Here is a 25,146-nt window from a genome sequence, read left to right on the forward strand (position 1 = left end):
GCCCCCATCATTACTTGCCGGGGAGGGACGGCCTCCACTCAGGTCCGCGGCGGTACGGCCTTGTGACACTCCCCCGGCACCACACCCGCGCAGAACGGGACCAGCCGCCCGGACCGGCCGCCATCCGGGGAAAAGCGCGACTCCGGAGTCGAGGCGGGCGAGGTGGAGGAGGTGGTGGTGGAGGTGGAAGAGGCGGACGAAGGAGACGTACGGGATGCGCCCGAACGTTCCTGCGAGGGGCGCGACCGGGTAGGTGCGGGGTCGCCGTCCTTCCCGTCCCCGCCCCTGGAGACCAGCACCGCGATGCCGAGGCCCATGCCCGCCAGCACACACACGGCCACACCCACGATGAGCGCGGTGCGTGCGCGTCCGGTGCGCGGGCGGGCCGCGGCGGCGAGCGCGCGGTCCGCTATGGCTTCCGGTATGGGGACGCCGTGCGTACGGCCCGGTATGGGGACGCCAGGGGTCCGGTCCGGCTCGTGGGCGGGCGCCGGGTGTTCGGTGGCGGGTGGCGCAGGAGGCGGTGTCTCGGGGGCGCGGCCCGACTGGAGGTAGCCGCGCAGCAGGCGTTCGGTGGCGGTGACGTCCAGGCGCCGGGCCGGATCGCGTTCCAGGAGGCCGCGGACGACGGCCAGGAGGGGGCGGGCCGGTTCGGGCAGTTCGATCTCGTCGTCCACGACCGCGCTCAGCACGCCGCCCAGCGAATCCCGGTGGAACGGCGTCTCCCCGCTGAGCGCCGCGCACAGCAGCACGCCCACCGACCACAGGTCCGCGGCCGGTCCGGCGGGGCCGCCGGCCATCCGCTCGGGCGCGGTGTACTCGGGCGAGCCGACGAAGCCGCCGGACTCGGTCAGCGTCGTACTGCCGGCGACCTTGGCGACCCCGAAGTCGGTGAGGACGACCCGGCCGGTGCCCTCCTCCAGCAGGACGTTGGCGGGCTTGATGTCGCGGTGCAGCACGCCGAGCGCGTGGGAGGCCCTGAGGGCGCCCAGCAGGGCGAGGCCGATGCGGGCCGCTTCGCGGGGCGCGAGCGGCCCGCCGCCGATGAGCCGGTCGGCCAGGGACCGGCCGTCGACCAGTTCCATGACGATCCAGGCGCGGCCGTCCTGTTCGACGACGTCGTGCACGACGTTCACGTTCGGGTGCCTGATCCGTGCGAGGGTGCGGGCCTCGCGCACCGCCCGGTCCCGCTGGGCCGCGGCGTCGCTCCTGCCGGTCCCGCCGCCCTGATCGCTCAGGCCGTCGGTCTCCTCGTACACGTGCAGGACCTTCACCGCGACCTGGCGCCCCAGCAGTTCGTCGGTGGCGCGCCAGACCGTGCCCATGCCGCCGTGGCCGAGCCGTTCGCCCAGGCGGTAGCGGCCGGCGATGAGCCGGCCCTCGCCCCCGAAGCTCCCCATGAAGTCATCTTGCCCCAGCTCCCGTGATCCGGCGCCGGTGCCGCGAGTGGTACGCACGGGTTGCACGGGGCGGGTGCGCACGATTGCGGCGCGCGCCCGTGGGCAGAGGGTGAGGAGCCCGGCCGTACGGAGAGCGGCCGGCGCGGCGGTGCCGGACACGGACCGTGCCTCACGACACACGGAAGGGAACCTCCGCCGCCTGTGTCGCCGTCCTTGAAACAGTGAGGCGGCAGCAGCACACGGCAGCGTAACCGGGCAGCAATCAGTGGGCAGTCGGCAGCACACGGGCCGGCGCGGGTGAGCACGGCGCGGCGGATCGGGGGTCGGACATGGTGATGCAGGACGGCGGTGCGGTGGACGTCCGGCCCGGCCCCGACCCCGGCCGGGCGGCATCCGAGCACGCGCGCGCTTACCGCACGGCGGGGGCCGCCCTCGCCGTCTACGGAGGCGCGCTGACCGCCTGGACGGTCTACGGGATCATCCAGGGCGACGGCAGCGTCTGGGACTTCTTCGAAGGGCTCTTCAACCCGCGCGCCTCCTTCTTCATGTGGACGCTCGGGCCCGGCGAATGGGCGCTGGTCGTCGCGCTGCTGGCGGTCGCTGCCGGGGCGCTGGCACTGCGGCGGGTGGCGCGGACGGGCGCGCTGCTGCTCGGCTGGGTGATCCTGGCCCAGTCCGCGCGCGAGATCGTCGGCCTGTGCCACGCGGGCTACCGGCAGGTGTACGCCACCGAGGCGCTCGGCGGCTGGGTGCTGGCCACCCGCACCCTGGGCCTGGTGGCGGCGCTGGTCGTGGTCGTGGCGCTGCTGCCCGCCGTCGAGCGGGCGGGCGGGGGCGCGGAGACCGCGCGCGCGGAGGCGCGCGACGGCCTCCGGCCCGCCGTGGCACAACGGTCGTGCGCCGACGCCGACTCCTGGTGGCGGCGCCGGCTCTCCCGTATCTGCGGCGTGCTCTTCCTGGGGATGGCCGCACTGCGGCTCGCCTGGACGGTGTGGGGCATGACCGAGGAGCGCATGGACGTGGGCACGTACCTGCGCAGCGCGGTGGACGGCGCGGCCGCCGGCTCCGTCCAGCTGTCCCACTCCAGTGAGTTCACCACGCTGTCGTCGGTGGCGATCCTGCTGGTGCTGGGCGTGCTCGCGGTCCGCGGCAACCGGGACGTGCGCGGCGCGCTCCTGGTGTTCGCCGCCGTGGAGCTGTACCTGACCGTGCGGACCGTGGTGCTGCTGACCGTCACCGGCTTCTTCGGCGGCCCGTTCGTCACCGGCGAGAGCACGCTGTCCCTGGTGATGACCGCGTACGAGCTGGCCGCCACGACCTCCGTGGTGGTCCTGGCGACCGGCCGGTCGTTCAGTGCGTACGGTTCCTACGAGGACCGGCTCAGCGGCCCGTGTGCCGGTGGAACCCGTCGATCATGGCCTGACGGCCGGGCAGGTTGAACTCCTTGCCCAGCGTGCGCATGATCGAGTCGGCAGTCGGCCGGTAGAGGCCGCGCGGGTAGTAGCCGCCGCCCTCGAAGGCGCCGACCTTGCCGCCGTCCGGCGAGTTCTGGCCCAGGTAGCGGTACCACTTCGCCTTCTTGGCCTTCATCTCCGCCACGCTCATCTTGGTGATGTTGGGCGCGCTCGGCTCGGCGCCCGTGTACGTGCCGTTGGTGTCGTAGACGTACTCGTCGGCCAGCTTGCCGAGCGAGTGCCCGGTCTCGTGGACCGCCACCTGCGCGGAGTCGGGGTGGTCGGAGGAGGCGGTGGCGATGCCGTCGTAGCCGACCGGCGACGTGATGTCGTTGTAGCCCGCGCCGCCGTACTTGCGGGAGTTGCCGAGCACGATGACCAGGTCGGCGTCCGGGGCCTTGCCCGCGTACGACTCGACCTTGCCGGTGTCCACGCACAGCAGCCGCTCGATGCCGTCGCACCAGAAGTGCGCGTCCAGCGCGGTGTCCTTGACCACGTCCTTGCCCGGGTCGCCGGAGACGCCGGACTGGTTGGAGACGGCGTCCACCGTCCACACGTTGAACAGCTTGCGGTTCGAGGCGTACGGCTCGACCTTGGAGATCTGCGCCCACTTCGCCTTGGCGTCGGCGTGGAAGTCCTTCTGCTGGGCGAGGGTGTAGCCGTCGCCGATGAAGACGACGTCGACCTTCTTGGCGGTGGCGCCGTTACGGATGACCGAGGTCACGTCGCCGTCGGCGGCCAGCTCGGCGGCGGAGCGGGCCCGCTGGGGGCCGGCCAGGCGCTTGGGGGTGGCGACCGGCACGGTGGTGTGGCGGGGGTGGCCGTCCGGGCCGAAGTACTCGACCTGCTGGGCGCCGGAGGCCGCGGGCGGGGGCGCCGAGGCGGGCGCTGCGGAGTCCGCGGGGGAGGCCGAGGCGGTGGCGGCGAGGCCGGTGACGAGCGCGAGACCGGCCGCGGCGGCGGTCAGGCGCAGCCGCGTACGGCCGCGGCCGGCCGCCCGGGTGCGTATTCGGGCCCGTATGCCCGCGGATGCCGGAGCGTCGGAAGGGGTGGGGGAACGCCGGGGTCTGTGCTGCACGGAAAGCCTCCGGTGAGATGCCGAGCCGTGCCCCTGAGGGCCGTGCTCCGAGGGGGGTTGAGGCCCGCGGAACGCCGTACGGACCGGCGCGCGGCGGACCGCGCACAACCTAGAGGCGGCAGTTACGGGAGGCAACGGTTGGGGGGCAAGTTGTCCCGGAGGTGAGCAAAATCCTGTCGTGGACGCCGATCCGCAGGGTGGAGAGCGGCGGTGGCCGCCGGGGCCCGGAGGCGAGTTGGCGTAGGTACGGTGACGGCCGCCGCGTGTGGGGGTCGCGGCGGCCGTCGGAGCCCGTGCCGAACGCCCGGGCCGGGCTTCCGGCGCAGGTTCTCACTGTGAGCTGCACCGCGTGGTCGGCTTGTGGCCCCCTCGGTGGTGCAGCATGAAAGGCACTCTGCCCGCGGGCGCCACCTCACGGCATCCTCCGCAGGTCGTGCACCGACCCCCGCCGTCCGGCGGGGGTGACGGCACGCGAGCGGCGGGCAGGCCCGAGGACGGCGATGCAGGAAGGGGCGGCCGGTGATCCGTGTCGCGGTGGTGGACGACGAGCGGCTGGTCAGATCCGGGCTGCGGATGATCCTGGGCACCGCCCCGGACATCCGGCTGGTCGCGGACTGCGGCGGCGCCGAGGCCGTGGACACGGTGCTGGGCAACGCGGCGGACGTCGTCCTGCTCGACATCCGGATGCCGGACGTGGACGGGCTGACCGTACTGCGCCGGCTGCGCGCCGCCCCCGAACCGCCCGCGGTGGCCATGCTGACGACGTTCGACGCGCAGGAGTACCTGACCGCGGCGCTGCGCGAGGGCGCGGCCGGGTTCCTGCTCAAGGACTCCGACCCCGAGCAACTGGTCCGGGCCGTACGGACGCTGGCCGGGGGCGGCAGCGTGCTGGACCCGGGCGTCACCCGGGCCGTGATCGGCGGCTACCTGACCGCCGAGGACCAGGCCGCGGCGGTCCGCGCCGTACGGGCCCTGACGCCGCGGGAGTCGGAGGTGCTGGCCCTGCTGGGCGAGGGCCTGGGCAACGCGGGGATCGCGGAGCGGATGGGGCTGGCACCGAGCACGGTCAAGGACCATGTACGGGCGCTGCTGGGCAAGCTGGGCGGGCTCAACCGCGTCCAGGCGGCGATCCTCGCGGACCGCGCCGGGCTGGTCTCGGGCGGGCCGCGGTGAAACGATCCGGCAGATTTTTCGGCTTCCCCGGCTTCCCCGGCTTCCCCGGCTTCCCCGGTTTTCTCGGCGTCTCCGGCCTCCGCGGCCTTCCCACCTCCCCCGGCGGCATCCGCCGGGCCCTGTCCCTGGCCGTGCCGGTGCTGCTGTCCATGGTGGACGCCTTCCTCGTCAACGGCCTCGACATGGGCCTGGAACTGGGCGTCTCCCTGATCGCCGCCGCCGCACTGCTGCTGCGGCGCCGACTGCCGCTCACCGTCTTCCTCGGCACGCTCCCCGGCCTGTACATCGGCTACATCTGGTTCGCGCCGATGATCGCCCTGTACACGCTCGCCGCGCTCCGGGCGGGCCGCCTCCGGCTCGGCGTCTGCGCCGTCCTGCTGATCGCCGCGCACTTCCTCCCGTACCCGATCTCGGACCTCGACCCGGGCGCGCACCGCGAGAACGTGCAGGTGCTGATCGACGCGACGGTCACCTCGGCCGCGCCCATCGCGCTGGGCCTGCTGGTGCGCACCCGCCGCGAACTCGCCGCGCGCGTCGCCGACCTGACCCACAGCCGGCGCCGCGAGGACCGGCTGATCGCGGAACGGGTGCTGGCGACCGAGCGGGCCCGGCTGGCCCGGGAGATGCACGACGTGGTGGCCCACCAGGTCAGCCTGATCAGCCTGCAGGCCGGTGCGGTGCAGGTGAGCACCGGGGAGGAGGCGGCGCGCGAGTCGGCCCGCACGATCCGCGAGCTGTCCGTGCGGACGCTGGAGGAGCTGCGGCACATGGTCGGCATCCTGCGGGCGGCCGGCGGCGGCGCCACGGACGCCCGGGACCTGGCGCCGCAGCCGGACCTCGCCGAACTGCCGCGGCTGATCGAGATGAGCGCGCTGGACGTCGACTACGAGCACGAGGTGCCGGACGGCGCGGGCGGCGCGAAGGCGGTGGAGCGGGCGGCGTTCCGTACGGTGCAGGAGGCGCTGACGAACGTACGCAAGCATGCGCCGGGGGCGCGGGTGCGGGTCCGGGTCGCGGCGGTGCACGACGGGCGGGCGGCCGACGGGGACGACGGGCCGGGGACGCCGCGGGGCTTGCGGGTGGAGGTACGCAACGGGCCGCCGGACGCCTCGGCGCCCGCCCCGGCGCTCCCGGGCGGCGGCCACGGCCTGGTCGGCCTGCGCGAACGCGCCCAGAGCCTGGGCGGGCTGCTGGAGGCCGGGCACACGGCGGACGGAGGGTTTCTGGTGCGGGCGGAATTCCCGGGCGGGGGGAGTTGAGGGTTTCGGAGGGCGAGGATGGCGCCATGCCAGCTTGGATGGCTTTATGCCGGTTTTTGCTTCTCGTCGCGAATGAGGCTTTACGCGAGACCGTCGCGCCGTACGCGTAACAAAAGGTGACCGCCGTGCGACTCAAGGCGACACGGGAGAGAAAGCCGGACCCGTCCCCGCAGGCACCCGGGAAGGCCTGGCGTGAAGAGTTACGCGGAAAGCGGCGCTGCCGTCTCGTCCACCGCCGTGCTCAGATCCGGGTAGACCTCGAAGAGGCGGCGTACGCCGAGGGCCGCGAGCACCCGGTTGACGTGCGAGCCGTCCACCGCGCCCTGCGCCGGGAGGATCAGCCGCAGCCGCCCCTGGCAGGACCGCATCAGCCGGCGGGCGGCGATCAGCACGCCGACGCCGCTGGAGTCGCAGAAGCGGACCTCGGAGAGGTCGAGGACCAGGCTGCGACGGCCGTCGGCGACCGCGTCGTGCACGTGCTGGCGCACCGCCGGCGATGTGACCAGGTCCATCTCGCCGGAGACCTGCAGGACGGCCCAGCGGCCCTGCTCGCCTTCTGCCACCTTCAACGACACGCGCTCGAAGCCTTTCGCTCGCTTGCGGACGGACACCCCCGGAGCAAACCGGAATGTGCCCTTCCCGCCTCGACTGCCCGGCCGTTCTCCCCTGAAACTCATCAGAATTGTTTGCGCAACGGGCCGTTCCTCTCCAAGGCTATGCCCAGTGAGTGAGGAACTTTCTCCCGGAACCGGTCACACACGCATAACACATCGGCAGATACAGAAGCGAACGGTCGCGCTTCGATCCGCGACGAGCGGGCATCACCACCAAAAGTGACCGCCTCCATACCATCCGTCAGCCACCCGCAGTGCGGGTTTGCCGCAAAGGGGCGTCAATGTCGGACCGGAGCACTACATTCGATGGCACGGTGGAGTGCTGTGCCGTGCCGGGGCACGGCGGCGGTGAAGGAGGGGGGCCGGATGGGACATGACGCACCGCCGCGCTGGGACAGGCGGATGCAGCAGCGGCTGGCGCGCGGCGAGGCGGCCGCGCTCGGCGAGCTGTACGACCGCTTCGCTTCGCTTGTGCACAGCCTTGCCCGCCGGGTGCTGGGGGACGAAACCGCCGCCGACCGCATCACCCGTGAAGTCTTCGGCTACATCTGGGAGAACCCCGACTCCTACGACCCCAAGCAGGGCTCGCTGCGCTCCTGGGTGGCCCAGCTCGCCCACCGCCAGTCCGTGCACCGGCTGCGCCAGGCCGGGGCCGCCTCGGCCCTGGACCGCGGCGCGGACGCCCCCGGGCCCGCCGAGACGGAGCGCCAGATCCGCGAAGCGTCCACCGCCGCCCGCGCCGATTACATCGTCACCTCCATGCCCGCCCCGCTGCGCGCCGCCCTGGAGCTGGCGTACTTCCAGCGCCGTGACTACCGCCAGACCGCCGCCGACCTGGGCGTCACCGAGGACGAGGCCCGGCGCCGGCTGCGCCTGGGCCTGCAGCTGCTGTCCACCGCGCACAACCACCGGACGCTGCCGCCCGCCCCACCCGCCGAGCCCCCACCGCGCGGCCCCGGATACGGACGGCAGCTGTGAACGGCTCGGAGGGCCGGGACCCGTACGACCCGCGGGAGCCGGGCGGCCCGCGCGACGGGCAGGGGCCGGGCGGCCCGCAGGGGCCGGGCAGCGGCGGCCCGTCCCGCTCCGGCGGCCGGCCGCGCATCCCGTCCCCGCGTACCGCCGCCGAGGACAATGGACCACTGCCCGACGCGCCACCGCCCGCGGCGCCGGGCGTCCGCACGGACGCGGCGGAGACGGCAGACGCGGCGGACGCGGACGCACCCGCGGACACCACCGGACCGGACACCACCGGACCGGACGCCGCCACCCCCGCCCCTCCCCCGCACCGGGTCCTGAAGTCGCTGCTCGGCGCCTGGGCCCTGGCCGCCTGCTCCGCCGAGGAAACGGCCGCCGTCGAAACACACCTCACGGACTGCGCGGCCTGCGCCGACGAGGCGCTGCGCCTGCGCGACGCGGTCGGCCTGCTGCATCCCGCCGACCCCCTCGACCTGGACCCGCTGCTGCGCTCGCGCGTCCTGGAGGGCTGCCTCGGGCGGCGCCCGGCCCGTATCCCGGTGCCCGGGTGGACCGCGCCGTACGACGCCGAGACGGCGAAGCTGGACGCGCTGCTGAGCGACATGGGCGAGGCGGAGTGGCGGGCGCCGGTACGGCTGCGCTGGTTCGAGGGCGAGCGGCCGGCCGAGCGGCGCACGACCGTCGCCGGGGTGATCGGGCATCTGATGGCGGTGGACGGTCTGGTCGCCACCGCGCTCGGGCTGGGCGACCCGCTGGGCGCCGCGGCCCCGCACGGCCCGGCCGGGCCCACCGACCGTACGGAAGCCTGCTGGCAGGCGATGGCGGACGGCCGCAGCCCGCACGCCACCCGCGGCCCGTGGCGCGACCAGAGCCACACCCTGATCCGCACGGTGTCCTTCGCCGGCCGGGGAGTCGCCGAACTGCCCGTGCCGTACGGCGACGTCCGGCTGCCGATGCGCGACTCCTTACTGGACCGCGCCTTCGAGTGCTGGGTGCACGCGGGCGACATCGCCGAGGCGGTGGACTATCCGTACGAGCCCCCGGTCGCCGGGCACCTGCACCAGATGGTCGACCTGGCGGCCCGGCTGCTGCCCGCCGTGCTGGCCGGCCGGCGCCGGGCCGGGCTGGCGACGCCGCCGCGGCGCCTGGTCGAGGCGGGCGCGCCCGGCCGTACGCTGCACCTGGAGGTGGAGGGGGCCGGCGGCGGCCACTGGTACATAGCCCTGGACTCGCCGGGCGCGCTCGGCACCCCGGACCGCACGGTCGCGCACATCGCGCTGGACAGCATCGAGTTCTGCCAGCTGGCGGCCGGTCACGTACCGCCCCAGGAGGCGGTCGCCGGGCAGCACGGCGAGCAGGACGCGATCCGCGACGTGCTGTTCGCGACGGCTTCGCTCTCGCGGCTGTGAGGACGCCGGCGGCCGCGGCCCCACCGGGCGCGGCCACCGGCGTACGGACTACGCGAAGACGACGGTGCGCGTGCCGTTGAGCAGGACGCGGCGCTCGCTGTGCCACTTCACGGCGCGCGCCAGGGCCTGGCACTCCACGTCCCGGCCGACGGCCACGAGCTGGTCCGGGGTGACGCCGTGTCCGACGCGCTCGACCTCCTGCTCGATGATCGGGCCCTCGTCGAGGTCCGCCGTCACGTAGTGCGCGGTGGCGCCGATGAGCTTGACGCCACGGGCGTGCGCCTGGTGGTAGGGCTTGGCGCCCTTGAAGCTCGGCAGGAAGGAGTGGTGGATGTTGATGATCCGCCCGGACAGCGCCTTGCACAGGTCGTCGGAGAGCACCTGCATGTAGCGGGCCAGCACGACCAGCTCGACGTTCTCCTCCCGCACCAGCTCCAGCAGCCGCGCCTCGGCGGCGGCCTTGGTGTCCTTGGTGACCGGGATGTGGTGGAAGGGGACGCCGTACGAGCCGACCAGCTCGGCGAAGTCGGTGTGGTTGGAGACCACGGCCGCGATCTCGACCGGCAGCGCGCCGATGCGGGAGCGGAAGAGCAGGTCGTTGAGGCAGTGCCCGAACTTGGACACCATCAGGACGATGCGCATCTTGTCGTCGGCGTGGTGGATCTGCCAGTCCATCTGGAAGGAGTCGCCGACCGCGGCGAAGCTGGCGCGCAGCTTCTCCAGGCTGACCGTGGCGTCCGCGCCGAAGTGGACCCGCATGAAGAAGAGCCCGGTGTCGTGGTCCCCGAACTGCTGACTGTCCTCGATGTTGCACCCGGTCATGAACAGGTAGCTGGACACCGCGTGCACGATGCCCTGCTTGTCCGGGCAGGAGAGGGTGAGGACGTACTGGTCGGGGGTATCGGGCTGCGAGGCGCTCATGACCTCATAGGGTCGCACATCCCCGGCGGTGCTCCGTCCCGCCGCCTCCGGTCGCACGGCTCAGACCGACGCCTGCGTCATGATCGCCAGGACTTCCAGCGAGTGCGGGGGCACGTCCGGGTCCTCGCCGTCCGCCGTCGTCAGCCGTACGTGCGCGTCGCGCGCGGCCCGTACGGTCTCGGCCCAGCCGTGGTGCTCCAGGTAGGCGGTCACCGGGGCGTCCGGGCCGACCTGGTGCATGATCCGCAGCACCCGCAGCACGGCGACGTCCACCAGGGCCGCCTCCTGGGAGTCGCGGAAGATCGTGCCCACGTACTTCTCGGCGGACCAGTTGTCCAGCCAGGTGTCCTCGACGAGCCGGTAGACGGCGTCGGTGACGTCGCCGTACCCCGGGCGGCCGGCCAGCCAGGTCTCCCGCTGGAAGACGGGGTCGGAGAGCATGTGCAGCGCGGAGCGCACATTGCTGCGCCAGCGCCACCACGGCATGTCGTTGAGCGGCATGGCGCCCATGGTGGTCGAGCGACGGCCGCGACGGGAAGACTTCTCCGAACCTTGCACAGTATTCGATCGTACGTTCTCGGCCGGTGATCATCTCCGGACCCCCGGAGTTCACCCGGCCGTCACGTTCCGGTCCATCGTCGTCACTCACGCGTTCCGGGCGAACCGGAATGCTCCGGCCACATGACCGGACGGCGACGCCCCTCCCCCCGCCCCTTCCCCCGCGCCTCCGCAGCCGGCACGGCTGTCACGGCCTGTACGGCGGCCCTGGCGTCACTGCTCTCGGCCTGCGGCTCCCTCCCCGGCACCTCGGGAAGGCCCGGGGAGAAGGAGCCGCTCACCGTCATGACCTGGGCGCCGGTGGACACCAAGGCGACCAACATGCCGGGGATGCCCGCCATGGCGCAGGCGTACGCGCGCTGGGTCAACTCCCGCGGCGGGCTCGACGGCCACCAGCTGAAGGTCCTGACCTGCAACGACCGCAACGATTCGGTGGGCGCCGCGCGGTGCGCGCAGCGGGCGGTCGACGCGAAGGTGATCGCGGTCGTCGGCTCGTACAGCCAGTTCGGCCGCTCGTTCATCTCACCGCTGGAGATCCACGGCATCCCCTACATCGGCGGCTACGGCGCCTCCGACGAGGAGTTCGCCAGCCCCCTGTCGTACCCGGTCAACGGCGGACAGGCGTCGCTCCTGGCCGGCAACGGGCGCCAGCTGGCGAGCGTCTGCGAGCGGGTCTCGCTGGTGCGCCCGGACACCCTCCAGGGCGACCGGATGCCCGCGCTCCTCAACACCGGCCTCACCGACGGCAGCCGCCGCCCCGCCCACGACGTACGCGCGCCCGAGGACGGCACCGACTACGACGACGCGGCCCGGCGCGCCCTGGAGGCGGTGGGCGCCCCACCGGACGGAACCGGAACCGGAACCGGAGGCGCGAAGGGGGCGGGCGGCTGTGTGACGGCCACCCTCGGCGAGCGCACCGACACCTTCTTCGACTCCTTCCGCCGCCTGCAGCCCGCCGACTCCAAGGTGCGGATCGCCTCGGTACTGGGCAGCGCCGGGCAGGCGCTGGTGGACCGTACGGGCGGCCGGTCCGGGCCGCTGGAGGGCGCGTACCTGACCGGCTGGTACCCGGTCGCGAGCGACCCGCGCTGGAACCCGATGCGCAAGGTCATCAACGACCACGCCTTCGGCGACAACCGCATCGACCCGGCCGACCCGGGCGTGCAGACCACGTGGATCGCCTACACGGTGCTGCGCTCGGTCGTCGAGGAACTCGGCGAGCAGGGCACCGACGAGATCACGGCACAGGCCGTGCAGCAGACGCTGGACCGCGGCGACCGGGCGGTGGACACCGGCGGCCTGACGCCGAAGCTGCGCTGGCGCTCCGGCGACATGCTCGCGGTGCCGGACTACCCGCGCACAGTGAACGGACTGGTGACGTATCAGGCCGTACGGGACGGGCAGCTGGTGGCGGCGAAGCAGGGCTTCGTGGACGTCACGGGGACGCTGGAGCGGCCGCGGGGGGACGGCTGACGTTCCGGGCGGCTGTCATTCCGGGCGGGTGCCTTACGGGCGGGCGCCTTAAAGGCGGGTGCTTTACGGGCGACCGGGGTGGCGCCTGAGCGTCAGAGCTGTTCCGGGCGGCGTTCGGTCAGGCCGTACTTCTGCGCGATCGGGTTCCACAGCTGCGCCGCCTGCTGCTTGGCCTTGGTGGCCCGCCCGCTGGCCGCGTTGCCCTGGGCGGCCGCCTTGCCGCCGCGCGCCTTGCCCTTGGGGCAGCCCTTCTTGTCCTTCACCTGGCCGGCCCAGGCGGCATAGTGGTTGTCGGCCGCGGCGGAGGACTTCCACGCCTCGTTGAGCGACGCGGTCAGGTCGCCGCTGCCCGGCAGCTTGTCGACGGTGAGCTTGGACAGGCGGCTGACCAGCTGGTTGCGCTGCTCGGCGGCGCCCCTGAGGTCCTTGGCCGCATTGTCGAGGTTGTCGCACGACTTGATGCTGTTGACCGCGCCGATCACGGCGGAGCGGCTGTTGTTGCTGTCCTTCAGGAGCGCGTCGAGGTCCTTGGCCTGGGCGGCCACCGGGTCGGCGGACGGCGACTGCTCCTTGGCGCCCTGGTCCCCCTTGCCCGCCTTGTCGTCCTTCCCCGCGCCCGGCGCCCCGCCGCTCTCCTGCTTGTTCTTGGCGGAGCCGTCCTCACCGCCCCCGCTGAGCGCATAGCCGACGCCCAGCCCGGCGCCCGCCAGAGCGAGCACGCTGACGCCGATGATGACGGCGGGGGCGATGCGGCGGCGCTTGCCGCCGCCGTCCGACCCGTGACCCGGCTGCGGCGCGAACTGGTCGTACTGCTGCTGGCCGTACGGCTGTTGACCGTACGGACCCGGCTGCTCCGCGTCGTCGAAGCGCGGCAGCGGCGCGGTCGCGTCCGGAATGTTGCCCGCGGCGGGGGCAGCCCCGGCGGGACCGGAGCGGAACAGGCCGTCGAACTCGGCCGGTGTCGCACGCTCCCCGGGCGCGCCGGGCGGGGCACCGAAGGGGGCGCCGGGCGGCGGGGCGGTGCCTGCGCCGATCGGCGGGATGAATTGGGTGGCTTCGGAGTCCGGGTTGGGCTGCGGGGGCTGCCCGGGGTGTCCGGGATGTGGCGACTGTCCGGGCTGCTGCGCGGGCTGCCCGGTCTGCGCGTTCCGAGCCGGGCCCGGCTGCGGGCCGGTCGGCTTGATCGGGCGCAGCGTACGGGTGGACTCGCTGGGCGATTCGGGGCGGGCGGTGCCGGCTGCGGGCGGGAGGGGGGCGGCGCCGGGCATCGGGCCGGGCTGCGCGGGCTGTCCGGGCTGCCCGTTTCCGCCCGTACGTCCGGACTGCCCGCCCACCGGGCGCAGCAGGGCCGTTGCCTCCGGGTCACCCGCCGCGGGCGGCATCGGCGCACTGGCCTGCGGCGTCGCGGGGACGATCTGACCCTGTGCGGCCGGGCCGTCCGCCTGCGCGTCGAACGGCGATATCAGCGCGGTCGCCTCCATGTCCGGGGACGGCGCAGGACCGCCCGGCCGACTCGGGTTCGGCATGGGCGGCTGCGCCTGGGGAGGCAGCGGTATGGCGGCCGGGGGCTGCTGCTGGAACGACGGGTGCGGCTGCTGCGCCGTGGGGGCCGTCGGGGGGACCGGGGGCATGGAGGGCTGCTGGGCAGGGGGCTGCTGGGCGTACGGCTGCGGCTGGCCGGGGGCCTGCTGGCTCGACATCGGCTGGCCCGGCATCGGCTGCCCACCGTACGACTGTCCCTGAGGCTGCTGCCCCTGAGGCAGCTGCCCCTGCATGGGCGGCCCCTGAGGCGCCGGTCCAGGCCCCTGCCCCGGCCCCTGTCCCTGCCCTTGCTGCGCCCCCGGCGCCGCCTGCTGATCGGGGCCCCACGGCTGCCCCCAGGGCTGGCCCGCGGGCGGTGCGGCCTGCCGGCCGGGAACCCACGGATCACCGTGAGCGGGCAGCACAACGCCCTCTCGCGCGGGCTCGCCCGCGGAATTGTGCGGGTCGTTGCCCTGTCCGCTCTGCGTCACCGGGACTCCTACGATCTGCTGACTTACGGAAGCGTCGGTCACGCTACCGGGTCGCAGTCGCGTTCGACCATGTCCCCTGGTCACCACCCACGCAGGGCGCGCAGAGAGGCGCCGGGCGGGCCATGGCGGCCCGCCCGGCGACAGGACGAGGCGGCCCGTGCGCCGCCCAGCCCACCCCCGGCTGCGACGGGCCGCGAATCCGCTACGCGGCTGCCCGCAATTCCAGCCGGGCACCGAACTCCCGCACCACCGGCTCGTCCCGGTACGGCTCCAGCCTCAGCTGGAAGTCCTCCAGGTATTCCGCACCACGGTTCGAGCGCAGTCCGCTCAGCAACTCCACGGCCTGCGTGCCCGTATGGCACGCCTGCTCGATCTCGCGCTGCTGCACCTGCGCGCTGGCCAGCAGCACCAGTCCGATGGCGCGGCGCCGCGCCCGCCCCTCGGGATGGCCGTCGACCGCTTCCTGCGCGCGCTGGCGAGCGGCACCGGCCTGCCCCAAGTCGCGATGGCAGTGCGCGAGTTCATCAGCGAGATACGCCTCGTCGAAGTGCGCGATCCACGCGGGGTCCTCGCCGGTGCCGGAGGCGGCCCCGGCACGCTCCATCGCGCTTACGGCACGGCCCGCCACGACCTGGAAAGCGCGCGCGTCGCCCATCAGCGCGTGCCCGCGCGCTTCCGCGGCGAAGAACATCGCCTCCGCGCGCGGCGTGACGTGCCCGCGCGCGCCTTCCTGTGCGGCCTTGGCGAGCTGTGAGATCTCCCGGGGGTTGCCCAGCGAGGCGGCGAGGTGGCTCATGCTGGCGGCCAGTACGTAACCGCCGTACCCCCGGTCGCCCGCCGCCTGAGCGAGCCGCAGCGCCTGGATGTAGTAGCGCTGCGCCAGCCCCGGCTGGCCGGTGTCGACGGCCATGTAGCCGCCCAGTTCCGTCAGCCGGGCGACGGCCGCGAACAGTTCGCGCCCGACCGACTCACGGTACGAGCCGGCCAGCAGCCCGGAGACGACGCTGTTGAGGTAGTGGACGACGACCGGCCGGACGTGGCCGCTGCCGTAGCGGTGGTCCAGTTCGCTGAGGGCGGTGGTCATGGCCCGTACGGCTTCGACGTCCGAGATGCCCACCCGGGCGCCGGCGTTGCGCGCCACCTGCGGGTCGGCGCTGGTGATGAGCCAGTCGCGGCTCGGTTCGACCAGCGCGGACGCGGCCACGGTGGAGCCGCTGAGGAAATCGCGGCGGCCGACGTCGCTGCGCCACAGCTCACAGACCTGTTCGATCGCGCCGAGGACGGTGGGCGAGAACTGCAGCCCCACACCGGACGCGAGGTTCTTGCCGTCGGCCATCCCGATCTCGTCGATGGTGACCGTGCGCCCCAGTTTGCGGCCCAGCGCCTCCGCGATGATGGCCGGGGCCCGGCCCCGCGGCTGCTGGCCGCGCAGCCAGCGGGCGACCGAGGTCTTGTCGTAGCGCAGGTCGAGGCCGTGTTCGGCGCCGCACATGTTGACGCGGCGGGCGAGTCCGGCGTTGGAACAGGCGGCTTCCTGGATGAGCGCCTGCAGCCGTTCGTTCGGCTGCCGCGCGACGAGTGGCCTGGCGGCCATGCTGCACCCCCTGATTACTGCTGCGCGTTCACCAGCGAACGCCGTACCCGTTGATCAATTCCCCGCGCATATGCCGGATATCCGGAGATATCTCAGATGTGCGTCATGTGTGCCAAAGCCTTGACATCCCCTGGAACGGAGTGGACGGACCGGCCGGCCGGCGGATCGCTCCGCCGGATTGCGGTGTCCGGTAAGCCCTGCCGCTCCGCTCTTCGATGGGACGGTGATTCCGGGGAATCGACGCTCCGGGACCCGGCGTGCGGTGCCCGCGTTCCGCTCGCGGCGCCGCCGCCCCGGACGGGCCCGGCGTTCGCTCCGGGACCGTCACGGCTGTACCGCGACCTTGCCGCCGGGCGGCCTCTCCGCCCGTCACGCAGGTGGCTACCCGTTCTCCGGACGCCACCCCGCACGCGCCCCCGGACATGCTTCCATGCGCCCCACGTGCGGGAACGATGCGCCGGGGTGGTGCACGTGTCGGCCGTAACCCTTGGTGACAGGGGAAGTTGTCCACCACGTGGAAGACACCATCGGAGTCACAGGAGCCTCTCAGGTCACCGAGCAGCGAGGCGAGCTGTTGATCGAAACTGCGGTGCGTTACGCGGAAGAGCGGCACTGGGACGTCCTGCCCGGCGCATGGCTCGAAGACGAGGGCGAAGTGCCGCGCTGCTCGTGCGGCGCGGCCGACTGCCCCGCGCCCGGCGCGCACCCCACGGCCCCCGGCTGGGCCGGCCACGCCACCGGCAGCGCGACGGCCGCCCGCCGCCTGTGGAGCAGGAATCCACGCGCCTCGATCCTGTTGCCGACCGGCCGTACGTTCGAGGCGATCGACGTGCCCGAGACGGCCGGCTGCCTGGCCCTGGCCCGGATGGAACGCATGGGCCTGCAGCTCGGCCCGGTCACCAGCACCCCCGGCCGCCGGATGCTCTTCTTCGTGCTGCCCGGCGCCTCGGCCAAGGTGCCCGACCTGGTGCGGCACCTGGGCTGGTCGCCCGCGGCGCTGGACCTGATCACCCGGGGCGACGGCGACTACGTCGCCGCGCCGCCCACGCGCACGGGGGCGCACGGGGCGGTGCAGTGGGCGCGCAGGCCCACCGCCGCCAACCGGTGGCTGCCGGACGCGGAGGAACTGATCAGCCCGCTCGCGTACGCCTGCGCACGGGAAGCGGTGGCGGCGCGGGGGCGGTAGGGCCGATAGGGCCGCAGGCTGGCCCCCCGGACATCGGCTCGGTCCAGCCGTACGGCGAACGTGCGCCCTCCCGTGCCCCCGGCACGCGCGCCGGGCGCGTCACCTGCTCCGCGCGCTCCCCACGTGCTCCGTCCGCTCGTCCAACCGGCCGCACGGCCGCGTCGCACACCCGCCCGTATCGTGGACGCCGGACGGGGGCACGACCGGCCCCTGCGGGGACGTGGAAGGGCAGGCCCGGTGGCCAACGAACCGGAACACATCGACCAGTCGGCCGTGGCCGGCACGGCACCGGCGGGACCGGACGGCGGGCGGGACGGGGCCGTGCCGCCCGCCGTCCGCGTGCGGGGACTGTGGAAGAAGTACGGCGAACAGATCGCCGTCGCGGGCATCGATCTGACGCTGCCCGCGGGCCGGTTCATCGGCCTGGTCGGCCCCAACGGCGCGGGCAAGACCACCACCCTGTCGATGGTCACCGGCCTGCTGCGCCCGGACGCCGGACAGGTGGAGATCGGCGGCCACGACGTGTGGCAGGACCCGGTCGCGGTGAAGTCCCGGATCGGCGTACTGCCCGAGGGACTGCGCCTGTTCGAGCGGCTGTCCGGCCGTGAACTGCTGTCGTACATCGGGCGGCTGCGGGGGCTGCCCGGTGCCGAGGTCGACAAGCGCGCCGACCAGCTGCTCGAAGTCCTGGACCTGTCCGGCGCGCAGAACAAGCTCGTCGTGGACTACTCGACCGGTATGCGCAAGAAGATCGGTCTGGCGGCGGCGCTGCTGCACAACCCGGAGATCCTCTTCCTGGACGAGCCGTTCGAGGGCGTGGACCCGGTGTCCGCGCAGACCATCCGCGGCGTCCTGGAGCGCTACACCTCGTCCGGTGCCACCGTCGTCTTCTCCAGCCACGTCATGGAGCTGGTGGAGTCGCTGTGCGACTGGGTGGCGGTGATCGCCGGCGGGCGCATCCGCTCGGACGGACCGCTCGCGGAGGTACGCGGCGACGCGCCGAGCCTCCAGGACGCGTTCCTCGAACTGGTCGGCGCGGGTGACCGCGCCGCCGGACACGACCTGGACTGGCTGGGCGGCGGGAGCGCCCGATGACCACCTCCCCCTCCTCCGCGGCGCCCACCCGCGCACCCGGCGGTCCCGCCGCCGCGGCGCCGGGCACGTCGCTCACTCCCGTCTTCGTCCGCCTCAAGCTGTCCCTGCTGCGCAACGGGCTGCGCCAGTCGACCGGCCGGACCGTCGCGTATGTGGCGTCGCTGCTGCTGTCCCTGCTGTGCGCGGCGGGCGTGCTGGTCGGCCTGGTGGCCCTGCGCGGCGTCGAGCACGCGGGCGCGCTGGGCGTGCTGCTGGTGGCGCTGCTGACGCTGGGATGGGCGGTGATGCCGCTGTTCTTCCCGGGCGGCGACGAGACCCTGGACCCGACCCGGCTGGTCATGCTGCCGCTGCGGCCCCGCCCGCTGATCTTCTCGATGCTGATCGTGTCCCTGGTGGGTATCGGCCCGGTCTTCACCCTGGCGCTGGCCGTCGGCTCGGTGATCATGCTGGCGCACGGCGCGGCGGCCGCGGTGACCGGTGTGCTCGCGGTGGTCCTGGTCATCCTGGTGTGCGTGGCGCTGGCGCGGGCCGTGGCCACCGCCAACGTACGGCTGCTGACCAGCCGCCGGGGCCGCGACCTGGCCGTACTGAGCGGCCTGTTCATCGCGCTCGGCGGACAGGCCGTGAACCTCGCCTCGCAGAAGCTGTTCGGGGCGGGGGCGGCCGGGCTGTCCGCCCTGGAGCCCGCGTCCGACGTGGTGCGGTGGATTCCGCCCGCCTCGGCCGTGGACGCGGTACGCGCCGCGAGCGAGGGCGCGTACGGACGCGCCGTACTGGGCCTGGCGCTCGCCGCGGTGGCGCTCTTCCTGCTGCTGTGGTGGTGGCGGCGCACGCTGACGACGGTGATGACCTCACCCGACTCGTCCACCCTCCAGGCCGTCGAGAAGGACAGCGGGCGCAAGCAGCGCGCCGCGGGCGGCGGGCTGCAACGGCTGCTGCCGGAGAGCCGTACGGGCACGGTCATGCTGCGGATGCTGCGCTACGCCTGGCGCGACCCGAAGACGAAGATGGGCTGGGCGATGGCGTTCGGCGTCGGCCTGCTGATCCCGGTCGTCTCCGTCGTCCAGGGCAACGGCAGCATCTACACGGCGTTCTCCGCCTCGGCCCTGCTGGGCATGCAGATGTACAACCAGTTCGGGCAGGACACCTCGGCGTTCTGGATGGTTGCCTCGACGATCTCCACACCGCGCGACGCCTATCTGGAGCTGCGCGGGCGGGCGTTGGGTCTGGCGCTGGCCGCGGTGCCGTTCGTGACGGTGGTCGTAATCGGCGCGGCGGCCCTCCTCGGACCGTGGTCCGCGTTCTGGGACGTCTACGGACTGTCGCTGGCGCTGCTCGGCTCGCTGGTGGCGACGGGCGCGCTGGCCTCGGCCGTGTTCCCGTACTCGATCCCCTCGGAGGGCAACAAGAACATCGCCCCGGGCCAGGGGGCCATCGCCTGGTTCAGCCTGCTCGGCGGGATGCTGGTGAGCGCCGTGTTCGCGGCCCCGATGGCCGGGCTGACGATCTGGCTGCACGTGGCGGGCCTGCACGGCCTGCTGTGGCTGCTGGTGCCGGTGGGGGCGGCGTACGGGATCGGCGTCGCGTTCCTGGGGATGCGGATGGCCGCTCCCCGGGTGGTGGCCCGGCTGCCGGAGATCCTGGCGGCGGTCAGCAAGGGATGAGGGAAGGGGCGGCGGAGGTCCGGGGGCCCGCGCCCGCGGACCTCGGGGGCGCGTCCCGGTGGGGCCTCCGGCAGCGCTGGGGGCGGCTGCCGGTGTGGGCGCGGTGGGTCGCCGTGGTGTACGCGGTCGGCTTCGCCCAAGGCGCGTGCGCCCACCTCCTCGACCTGGTACGCGGCGGCATCCACGCCTATGCGTCGTACCCGCACGTGGCCTACCAGGTGTACTTCATCAGCCTGGTGGTCCTGGACCCGTTGGCCGCGCTGCTGGTGGTGCGGCTGCGGCGAGCAGGGGTGTGGCTGGCGTGCGGTGTGATGATCACGGACGTCACCGCGAACTGGACCGGCAACTGGCCGTGGATACGGGACGATCCGGCGCAGCTGCTGCGCCCGGTCGGCCTGCTGCCCATCACGCTCTTCGGCCTGTTCGTCGTGGTGACGAACCGGTCCTTGCGCCGGGCGTTCAGCCGGACCGCGACGCGCGTGAGCCGGACGCCTGGCCCGCGATGACCGCACGTTCCTCCTCGGGCGTGTACCCGAGGCGGAGCGGCGGCTCGCCGCGGGCGCGATCCCAGGCCAGGACGTCGGCCGCGGTGACCTCCAACGGCGTCGCGGGAAGGCCCGCGCGCCGGGCGCGGGCGGCGCTGCGCTGCTGGGTCGGCCAGTTCGGGCGGACGAGCGGGAACATCGGCGGCGCGCCCTCGGAAGGGACCGGGACGATCTCGACCTGGGTGCCGGCGGCCCGCGCGCACGTCTCGATCAGCCCGCCGAGCGTCGTCGGCTCCGCCGGGCCCACCGCCTGGAACGCCCCGGGGCGGTCGTCGGCGAGCAACCGCACCACCAGGCGGGCCAGGTCCCGCGAGTCGACGACCTGCACCGGCTGCGCGGGGTCGCCCGGCAGCGCCACCCGGCCGCCGCGCGCGGCACGGCGTACCCAGTACGTGAACGTGTCCATCGAGTCGTGCGGCCCGGCCACCTTCCCCGGCCGCACGATCGTCGCCCGCGCGCCGTAACGGGCCGTCACATCGTCCTCGCAGGCCACTTTGAGCGGGCCGTATGTGGCCTCGCTCAGCTCCTCGGTGTGCCGTACGGGCGGGCGGCGCGGGGTGTCCTCGTCGCTGCCGGGGGCCAGGCCCGTACGTTCGTAGACCGCGTGGCTGGAGATGAACAGATACCGGCCGACGCGGTCGCCGAGGACCTCCATCGCCTGCCCGACGTGGCGCGGGACATAGCCGCTGACATCCACGACGGCGTCCCAGGAGCCCTCGCGCAGCGCCGTGTAGTCGCCGGTTTCCCGGTCGCCGATGCGGCGGGCCAGCCGGGGGAACAGGTCCGGGTTGGTGCGGCCCCGGCCGAACAGGGTCACTTCGGCACCGGTACGCAGGGCATCCTCGACGATGGCGCGCCCGACGAAGGACGTGCCGCCCAGTACAAGAAGGTGCATGGTCACCGACCCTAGTGGGGTTCCGGTGGCCGCGGCCGGGAAATCCGGGCGGGTCCGCGGCCCCGGGTGAACTGTGCGGCCCCGGGTGAGCCGTGCGATGCGGGATGGGCTGCGCGGTTCGGGTGGTTCGGGTGGTTCAGGTGGTTCGGATGGGGCGGGCTGCGGGGGCGTGGGGTCAGGTCGGGAGGGCGGATTCCAGGAAGGGGTCCAGGACGGCCCGCCATTCCTCGGGTGCCTCCCAGGGGAGCCAGTGGCCGGCGTCCGGTATCTCGGCGTAGACGCCGCGGGGCAGGACGCGGACCATCTCCTGGGCCTCGGCGCGGCCCAGCTCGCCGTCCAGGCCGCGGACCACGAGCGTGGGGCACTGCACCAGGGCGAGGTCTTCCCAGTGCGCGTCGTGGACCCATGTCTCGCGGGCGCTGAGCATCTGGTGGCGGGAGAAGACCGGCCGCCAGCCGTCCGCGCGCTCGGCCATGACCTCGGCGAAGAACTCGCCGCGGGCCGGCTTGGGGCGCTCCAGGGTGGGGTCGTCCTCGCCGAACCATTTGCGGACGTCCGCGAGCGTGGCGAACGGGACCGGCCAGGAGCGGAACCAGTCCGCCCACTCCTGCTGCGAGGCCGCGCCCAGGGCCGAGGCCCGCATGTCGCAGACGACCAGCGCGCTGACGAGGTCGGGGCGGCGGGCGGCCATCTGCCAGGCCGTCAGGGCGCCCATCGAGTGGCCTATCAGGACGGCGGGGGCCAGGCCGAGCTGCTCGACGGCGGCGATGCCGTCGGCGACGTACGCCTCACGGTCGTACGGGCCGTCCTGGGGCTTCTCGCTGCGGCCGTGGCCGCGCTGGTCCAGTCCGACGGGGCGGCACCGGGAGCCGAGCCAGCGGGCGGTCTCGGCCCAGTGCGACGCACGCCCCATGAGGCCGTGCAGCAGGAGCACCCCCGGGCGGCCCCGCTCGCCTTCCTGCCCTCCCCCGCCGGGCTTCGGCGGATCGGTGAACTCCCAGGCGGCGAGCCGGACGCCGCCGGCACCCGTCACGTCGATACGGCGCACCACGATCCCTGGCACCCCCATTCGGTCTTCGAGCAGCCCCACACTATCGAACCTCTATTCGAATAGGCCGTTTCTGCGCCCAATAACCCTCGTTCGGGTGACCACGCCCAAGGGTTGCCGGTCTGCGCCGAGGGGAGACACGTAGCGGGAGGCGGGCCCCACCGGGAAGGGGGCCCACGGGGAAAGACCCTGAGAGCTCGGGGCTCCGGGTCTTGGCGGGGGGACATGGGGAGGCGGGGCCCCGGCTGCTCGCAGCGCCGGGGCCCCGGATGTGCGCGGGGCGACGGACGCCGGACCGCCGCACGAACCGGAACCGCTGGCGACTTGCCGAAGTCGCGGTGGGCGCGAAGACCACGACAAGCGCGAGGGCCGCGGTACATGCGAAGCCCGCGGTACGCGCGAAGCCCGCGCTGCACGCGAAGGCCGCGGCACGCGCAAAGGTCGCGGTACGCGCGGAGCGGGCCGTACGTACGAGCGCGATACGCGGTCCGGGCGCCGAACTCCCCACCTCCGGCAGCGGCGTTCGCGGTCGCCGGACCGGGGATTGCGGTGGACCGCCCCTCACCCGAGCCCCCTCCCCGGCCCGGGCCCACGGCGGCAGGGAGCATCCCTCCCGGTCCGTCCTCAGCTGCCTCGCCCAGGCCTCAGGCACCACACGTCATGAGCCGCTGTGCTCGCGCGCACCTGCGCCGCGCGGCCCCCGGCCGCCTTCGCGCACATGCTCAGCGCCAGGGTGACACGCCACCGGCCGCTCCGCTCGCGGTTCGCCAAGTCCGTCCGGCGGCGCGGCAGTTGAACGCCACGCCGGACCGTCCGTCGCGCCAGGTCAGCCGGGGGACGGACGGCCGTACGGGATCAGCGCTTGGCCACGAAAACGTGTGCGGCGATCTCGGACTCCAGTTCCGCGGCCTCGCCGCTGCTGCCGATGAGCACGCCGGAGGGCGACTCGGTCACGCTGACCACCGCGCCCGGCTGCACACCGGCCCGCCGCAGCGTGTACATCAGCTGGGCGTCCGCCTGGATGGGCTCGCCGATGCGGCGCACCACGACCGTCTTGCCGTCCGCGCCGGCCTCCAGGTCCGACAGGCTCACCATGCCGGCGTCCAGGAACGGGTCGGCCTCGGCCTTCTCGCCCAGCTCCTCCAGGCCCGGGATCGGGTTGCCGTACGGCGACTCCGTCGGATGCCGCAGCAGCTCGACGACGCGGCGCTCGACCGCCTCGCTCATCACGTGCTCCCAGCGGCACGCCTCGGCGTGCACCTGCTCCCACTCCAGGCCGATGACGTCGACGAGCAGGCACTCGGCGAGGCGGTGCTTGCGCATGACCCGGGTCGCCAGCCGACGGCCCTCCTCGGTCAGCTCCAGATGGCGGTCGCCCGCGACCGTGAGCAGACCGTCGCGCTCCATGCGCGCCACGGTCTGGCTGACCGTCGGGCCGCTCTGTTCGAGCCGCTCGGCGATCCGGGCGCGCATCGGGACCACACCTTCCTCTTCCAGCTCAAGGATGGTGCGGAGATACATCTCCGTGGTGTCGATCAGTCCGGACATGCGTGCCCCTCGATGTGTCGTGCGGTGGCCCTGACCTCAATTCTGACGCATCCCACCGACAACGGTTCCGCGTCCGCTCCGGCCACCGCCTCCCGGGCCCCCGGTACGGCGGCCGCCACCCTGCGGCGGGACGGCAACCGGGCGACGCCCGGGCGGCCGGAAGGTTGCCACCCGGTCGCGAGCGGCGGCGTACACCGTATTGACAGGGCACTGGTCCAGACCGCAACGTGATCCGCGCCACGGGCGAGGACCGATGAGGACCGGCGGGGACTGGCGGGGGCGGCGCTTTCCGGCGCCGGCCGGGCGCCGGTACGTGCCGGAACACACCGGAACACGTCAGAACACTTCAGAACGTGGACAAACGTACGAGGACCAACGTACAAGACCGAGGAACACCGACGAGAGGGGCCCCGCGGCGATGGGCGAGAGCAACCGGTTGGCCGGGCAGTACTTCGACGCCGCGATCGACCTGCTGCGCCGGGTGCGCGACGAGGAGGACGAGCGGATCGGCGCGGCCGGCACGCTGATCGCCGACACCGTCGAGGCCGGCGGCCGGGTCTTCGTCTTCGGCGCCGGACACTCCTCGCTGCCCGCGCAGGACACCGTCTACCGGGCCGGCGGGCTCGCGATCATGAACCTGCTGACCGTCCCGGGCGTCGTCGGCGTCGACGTACGGCCCGCGACGCTCGGCAGCGCGCTGGAGCGGGTGGACGGACTGGCCGGGGCGGTGCTGGACACCAGCCCCCTGGAGGCCGGCGACGTGCTGATCGTCATCTCGCTCTCCGGGCGCAACTCGCTGCCCGTCGAGATGGCGATGAACGCGCGGGCGCTGGGCCTGAAGGTCATCGGGCTGACCTCGGTGGCGTACGCGGACGAGACCAGGTCGCGGCACGTCTCCGGCAGCTATCTCAAGGACCACTGCGACCTCGTCCTGGACAGCAAGATCCCGGTAGGCGACGCGGAGTTGACGGTGCCGGGCATCGAGGCGCCGTTCGCGCCCGCCTCCACGGTCGTCACCAGCGCGATCATGCAGTCGGTGGTCGCGACGGCCGCCGGGGTGCTGGCCGAGCGGGGCATCGAGCCGCCGCTGCTGCGCTCCGGGAACGTGGACGGCGGGCACGACTGGAACGGGCGCGTGATGCGGGAGTACGCGGACCGGATCTACTACCGGCAGTAGGGACCTGCCGCCGGGCGCGGGCCGTGGACCCCGCGAAGGTTCACGGCCCGCGCCCGGCGGGGTCT

Annotated in this window: 21 protein-coding genes; 11 read left to right on the plus strand and 10 right to left on the minus strand. The window is 73.7% G+C overall.

Annotated features, from left to right (window positions below; all coding sequences use genetic code 11):
• Positions 1-38: 38 nt before the first annotated feature.
• Positions 39-1,400 (minus strand): serine/threonine-protein kinase, encoded by a 1,362-nt coding sequence (locus tag IH45_RS1000000150815; RefSeq protein ID WP_078897653.1) that lies wholly within the window; start codon positions 1,398-1,400, stop codon positions 39-41.
• Between the two features lie 329 nt (positions 1,401-1,729).
• Between IH45_RS1000000150815 and IH45_RS0118990 the strand changes: the two genes are divergently transcribed.
• Positions 1,730-2,839, plus strand: coding sequence for a hypothetical protein (locus IH45_RS0118990; RefSeq protein ID WP_030669295.1), 1,110 nt, complete (start codon positions 1,730-1,732; stop codon positions 2,837-2,839).
• Here the strand turns inward: IH45_RS0118990 and IH45_RS0118995 are convergent.
• Positions 2,781-3,932, minus strand: coding sequence for a M64 family metallopeptidase (locus IH45_RS0118995; protein WP_030669298.1), 1,152 nt, complete (start codon positions 3,930-3,932; stop codon positions 2,781-2,783). The two genes, IH45_RS0118990 and IH45_RS0118995, sit on opposite strands and share 59 nt — an antisense overlap.
• A 519-nt stretch (positions 3,933-4,451) precedes the next feature.
• On the opposite strand from IH45_RS0118995, the gene IH45_RS0119000 reads away from it, so the two are divergent.
• Positions 4,452-5,105 (plus strand): response regulator, encoded by a 654-nt coding sequence (locus tag IH45_RS0119000; RefSeq protein WP_030669300.1) that lies wholly within the window; start codon positions 4,452-4,454, stop codon positions 5,103-5,105.
• The gene (locus tag IH45_RS0119005; RefSeq protein WP_078897654.1) at positions 5,102-6,364 is read left to right on the plus strand and encodes a sensor histidine kinase; all 1,263 of its coding nucleotides are present in this window, start codon (positions 5,102-5,104) and stop codon (positions 6,362-6,364) included. The genes IH45_RS0119000 and IH45_RS0119005 overlap by 4 nt, the downstream gene beginning before the upstream one ends.
• Before the next feature lie 200 nt (positions 6,365-6,564).
• Here the strand turns inward: IH45_RS0119005 and IH45_RS0119010 are convergent, their stop codons facing one another.
• Positions 6,565-6,939, minus strand: a complete 375-nt coding sequence (locus IH45_RS0119010) for an STAS domain-containing protein (RefSeq protein WP_030598432.1) — start codon at positions 6,937-6,939, stop codon at positions 6,565-6,567.
• 405 nt (positions 6,940-7,344) lie between these two features.
• On the opposite strand from IH45_RS0119010, the gene IH45_RS0119015 reads away from it, so the two are divergent.
• Positions 7,345-7,956 carry a sigma-70 family RNA polymerase sigma factor gene (locus IH45_RS0119015; protein ID WP_030669306.1) on the plus strand — a complete coding sequence of 204 codons (612 nt, stop codon included), beginning with the start codon at positions 7,345-7,347 and terminating at the stop codon, positions 7,954-7,956.
• The gene (locus tag IH45_RS0119020; RefSeq protein ID WP_030669310.1) at positions 7,953-9,365 is read left to right on the plus strand and encodes a zf-HC2 domain-containing protein; all 1,413 of its coding nucleotides are present in this window, start codon (positions 7,953-7,955) and stop codon (positions 9,363-9,365) included. Before IH45_RS0119015 ends, IH45_RS0119020 begins: the two co-directional genes overlap by 4 nt.
• 48 nt (positions 9,366-9,413) lie before the next feature.
• Here IH45_RS0119020 and purU read toward each other — a convergent pair whose 3' ends face one another.
• Together purU and IH45_RS0119030 are read right to left on the minus strand one after the other, a co-directional pair.
• Positions 9,414-10,286 carry a formyltetrahydrofolate deformylase gene (gene purU / locus IH45_RS0119025; RefSeq protein WP_030669313.1) on the minus strand — a complete coding sequence of 291 codons (873 nt, stop codon included), beginning with the start codon at positions 10,284-10,286 and terminating at the stop codon, positions 9,414-9,416.
• A gap of 60 nt (positions 10,287-10,346) precedes the next feature.
• Positions 10,347-10,787, minus strand: coding sequence for an SCO4402 family protein (locus tag IH45_RS0119030; protein ID WP_234440588.1), 441 nt, complete (start codon positions 10,785-10,787; stop codon positions 10,347-10,349).
• 180 nt (positions 10,788-10,967) lie between these two features.
• Between IH45_RS0119030 and IH45_RS0119035 the strand changes: the two genes are divergently transcribed.
• Positions 10,968-12,317 carry an ABC transporter substrate-binding protein gene (locus IH45_RS0119035; RefSeq protein WP_030669319.1) on the plus strand — a complete coding sequence of 450 codons (1,350 nt, stop codon included), beginning with the start codon at positions 10,968-10,970 and terminating at the stop codon, positions 12,315-12,317.
• A 92-nt stretch (positions 12,318-12,409) separates the two neighbouring features.
• On the opposite strand, the gene IH45_RS0119040 is transcribed toward IH45_RS0119035, so the two are convergent.
• On the minus strand, positions 12,410-14,092 hold the full coding sequence (locus IH45_RS0119040) for a hypothetical protein (protein ID WP_234440589.1): 1,683 nt from the start codon (positions 14,090-14,092) through the stop codon (positions 12,410-12,412).
• A gap of 439 nt (positions 14,093-14,531) precedes the next feature.
• A complete protein-coding gene (locus tag IH45_RS0119045) occupies positions 14,532-15,923 on the minus strand; it encodes a hypothetical protein (protein WP_030669324.1) in 1,392 nt (463 codons plus the stop codon).
• A gap of 514 nt (positions 15,924-16,437) precedes the next feature.
• Here IH45_RS0119045 and IH45_RS0119050 point away from each other — a divergent pair.
• From IH45_RS0119050 to IH45_RS0119065, 4 genes are all read left to right on the plus strand, one after another.
• Positions 16,438-17,109, plus strand: a complete 672-nt coding sequence (locus IH45_RS0119050) for a bifunctional DNA primase/polymerase (RefSeq protein ID WP_030669327.1) — start codon at positions 16,438-16,440, stop codon at positions 17,107-17,109.
• A gap of 237 nt (positions 17,110-17,346) precedes the next feature.
• Positions 17,347-18,204, plus strand: a complete 858-nt coding sequence (locus tag IH45_RS0119055; protein WP_030669330.1) for an ABC transporter ATP-binding protein — start codon at positions 17,347-17,349, stop codon at positions 18,202-18,204.
• Entirely contained in the window at positions 18,201-19,868 is a 1,668-nt protein-coding gene (locus IH45_RS0119060) for a hypothetical protein (protein ID WP_030669332.1), read from the plus strand. Before IH45_RS0119055 ends, IH45_RS0119060 begins: the two co-directional genes overlap by 4 nt.
• On the plus strand, positions 19,865-20,374 hold the full coding sequence (locus IH45_RS0119065) for a hypothetical protein (RefSeq protein WP_234440590.1): 510 nt from the start codon (positions 19,865-19,867) through the stop codon (positions 20,372-20,374). Before IH45_RS0119060 ends, IH45_RS0119065 begins: the two co-directional genes overlap by 4 nt.
• Here the strand turns inward: IH45_RS0119065 and IH45_RS0119070 are convergent.
• The 3 genes from IH45_RS0119070 to IH45_RS0119085 all read right to left on the minus strand — a co-directional run bounded on the left by IH45_RS0119070 (position 20,328) and on the right by IH45_RS0119085 (position 23,904).
• A complete protein-coding gene (locus IH45_RS0119070) occupies positions 20,328-21,308 on the minus strand; it encodes an NAD-dependent epimerase/dehydratase family protein (protein ID WP_030669339.1) in 981 nt (326 codons plus the stop codon). The genes IH45_RS0119065 and IH45_RS0119070 overlap by 47 nt on opposite strands.
• Positions 21,309-21,483: 175 nt before the next feature.
• A complete protein-coding gene (locus IH45_RS0119075; RefSeq protein WP_030669343.1) occupies positions 21,484-22,359 on the minus strand; it encodes an alpha/beta fold hydrolase in 876 nt (291 codons plus the stop codon).
• A gap of 852 nt (positions 22,360-23,211) precedes the next feature.
• Entirely contained in the window at positions 23,212-23,904 is a 693-nt protein-coding gene (locus IH45_RS0119085) for a metal-dependent transcriptional regulator (protein ID WP_030669345.1), read from the minus strand.
• 418 nt (positions 23,905-24,322) lie between these two features.
• Between IH45_RS0119085 and IH45_RS0119090 the strand changes: the two genes are divergently transcribed.
• Positions 24,323-25,081, plus strand: coding sequence for an SIS domain-containing protein (locus IH45_RS0119090; protein WP_030669348.1), 759 nt, complete (start codon positions 24,323-24,325; stop codon positions 25,079-25,081).
• Positions 25,082-25,146: the final 65 nt, after the last annotated feature.

It is taken from the genome of Streptomyces rimosus subsp. rimosus, assembly GCF_000720725.1.
Taxonomy (GTDB): domain Bacteria; phylum Actinomycetota; class Actinomycetes; order Streptomycetales; family Streptomycetaceae; genus Streptomyces; species Streptomyces rimosus_A.

Excerpts from the sequence above, each read along its gene's own strand:
- IH45_RS0119045 (WP_030669324.1), bottom strand. The coding sequence starts at position 15,923 with ATGGCCGCCAGGCCACTCGTCGCGCGGCAGCCGAACGAACGGCTGCAG.
- IH45_RS0119090 (WP_030669348.1), top strand. The coding sequence starts at position 24,323 with ATGGGCGAGAGCAACCGGTTGGCCGGGCAGTACTTCGACGCCGCGATC.
- IH45_RS0119015 (WP_030669306.1), top strand. The coding sequence starts at position 7,345 with ATGGGACATGACGCACCGCCGCGCTGGGACAGGCGGATGCAGCAGCGG.
- IH45_RS0119085 (WP_030669345.1), bottom strand. The coding sequence starts at position 23,904 with ATGTCCGGACTGATCGACACCACGGAGATGTATCTCCGCACCATCCTT.
- IH45_RS1000000150815 (WP_078897653.1), bottom strand. The coding sequence starts at position 1,400 with ATGGGGAGCTTCGGGGGCGAGGGCCGGCTCATCGCCGGCCGCTACCGC.
- IH45_RS0119030 (WP_234440588.1), bottom strand. The coding sequence starts at position 10,787 with ATGCCGCTCAACGACATGCCGTGGTGGCGCTGGCGCAGCAATGTGCGC.
- IH45_RS0119065 (WP_234440590.1), top strand. The coding sequence starts at position 19,865 with ATGAGGGAAGGGGCGGCGGAGGTCCGGGGGCCCGCGCCCGCGGACCTC.
- IH45_RS0119035 (WP_030669319.1), top strand. The coding sequence starts at position 10,968 with ATGACCGGACGGCGACGCCCCTCCCCCCGCCCCTTCCCCCGCGCCTCC.
- IH45_RS0119070 (WP_030669339.1), bottom strand. The coding sequence starts at position 21,308 with ATGCACCTTCTTGTACTGGGCGGCACGTCCTTCGTCGGGCGCGCCATC.
- IH45_RS0119060 (WP_030669332.1), top strand. The coding sequence starts at position 18,201 with ATGACCACCTCCCCCTCCTCCGCGGCGCCCACCCGCGCACCCGGCGGT.
- IH45_RS0118990 (WP_030669295.1), top strand. The coding sequence starts at position 1,730 with ATGGTGATGCAGGACGGCGGTGCGGTGGACGTCCGGCCCGGCCCCGAC.
- purU (WP_030669313.1), bottom strand. The coding sequence starts at position 10,286 with ATGAGCGCCTCGCAGCCCGATACCCCCGACCAGTACGTCCTCACCCTC.
- IH45_RS0119040 (WP_234440589.1), bottom strand. The coding sequence starts at position 14,092 with ATGCAGGGGCAGCTGCCTCAGGGGCAGCAGCCTCAGGGACAGTCGTAC.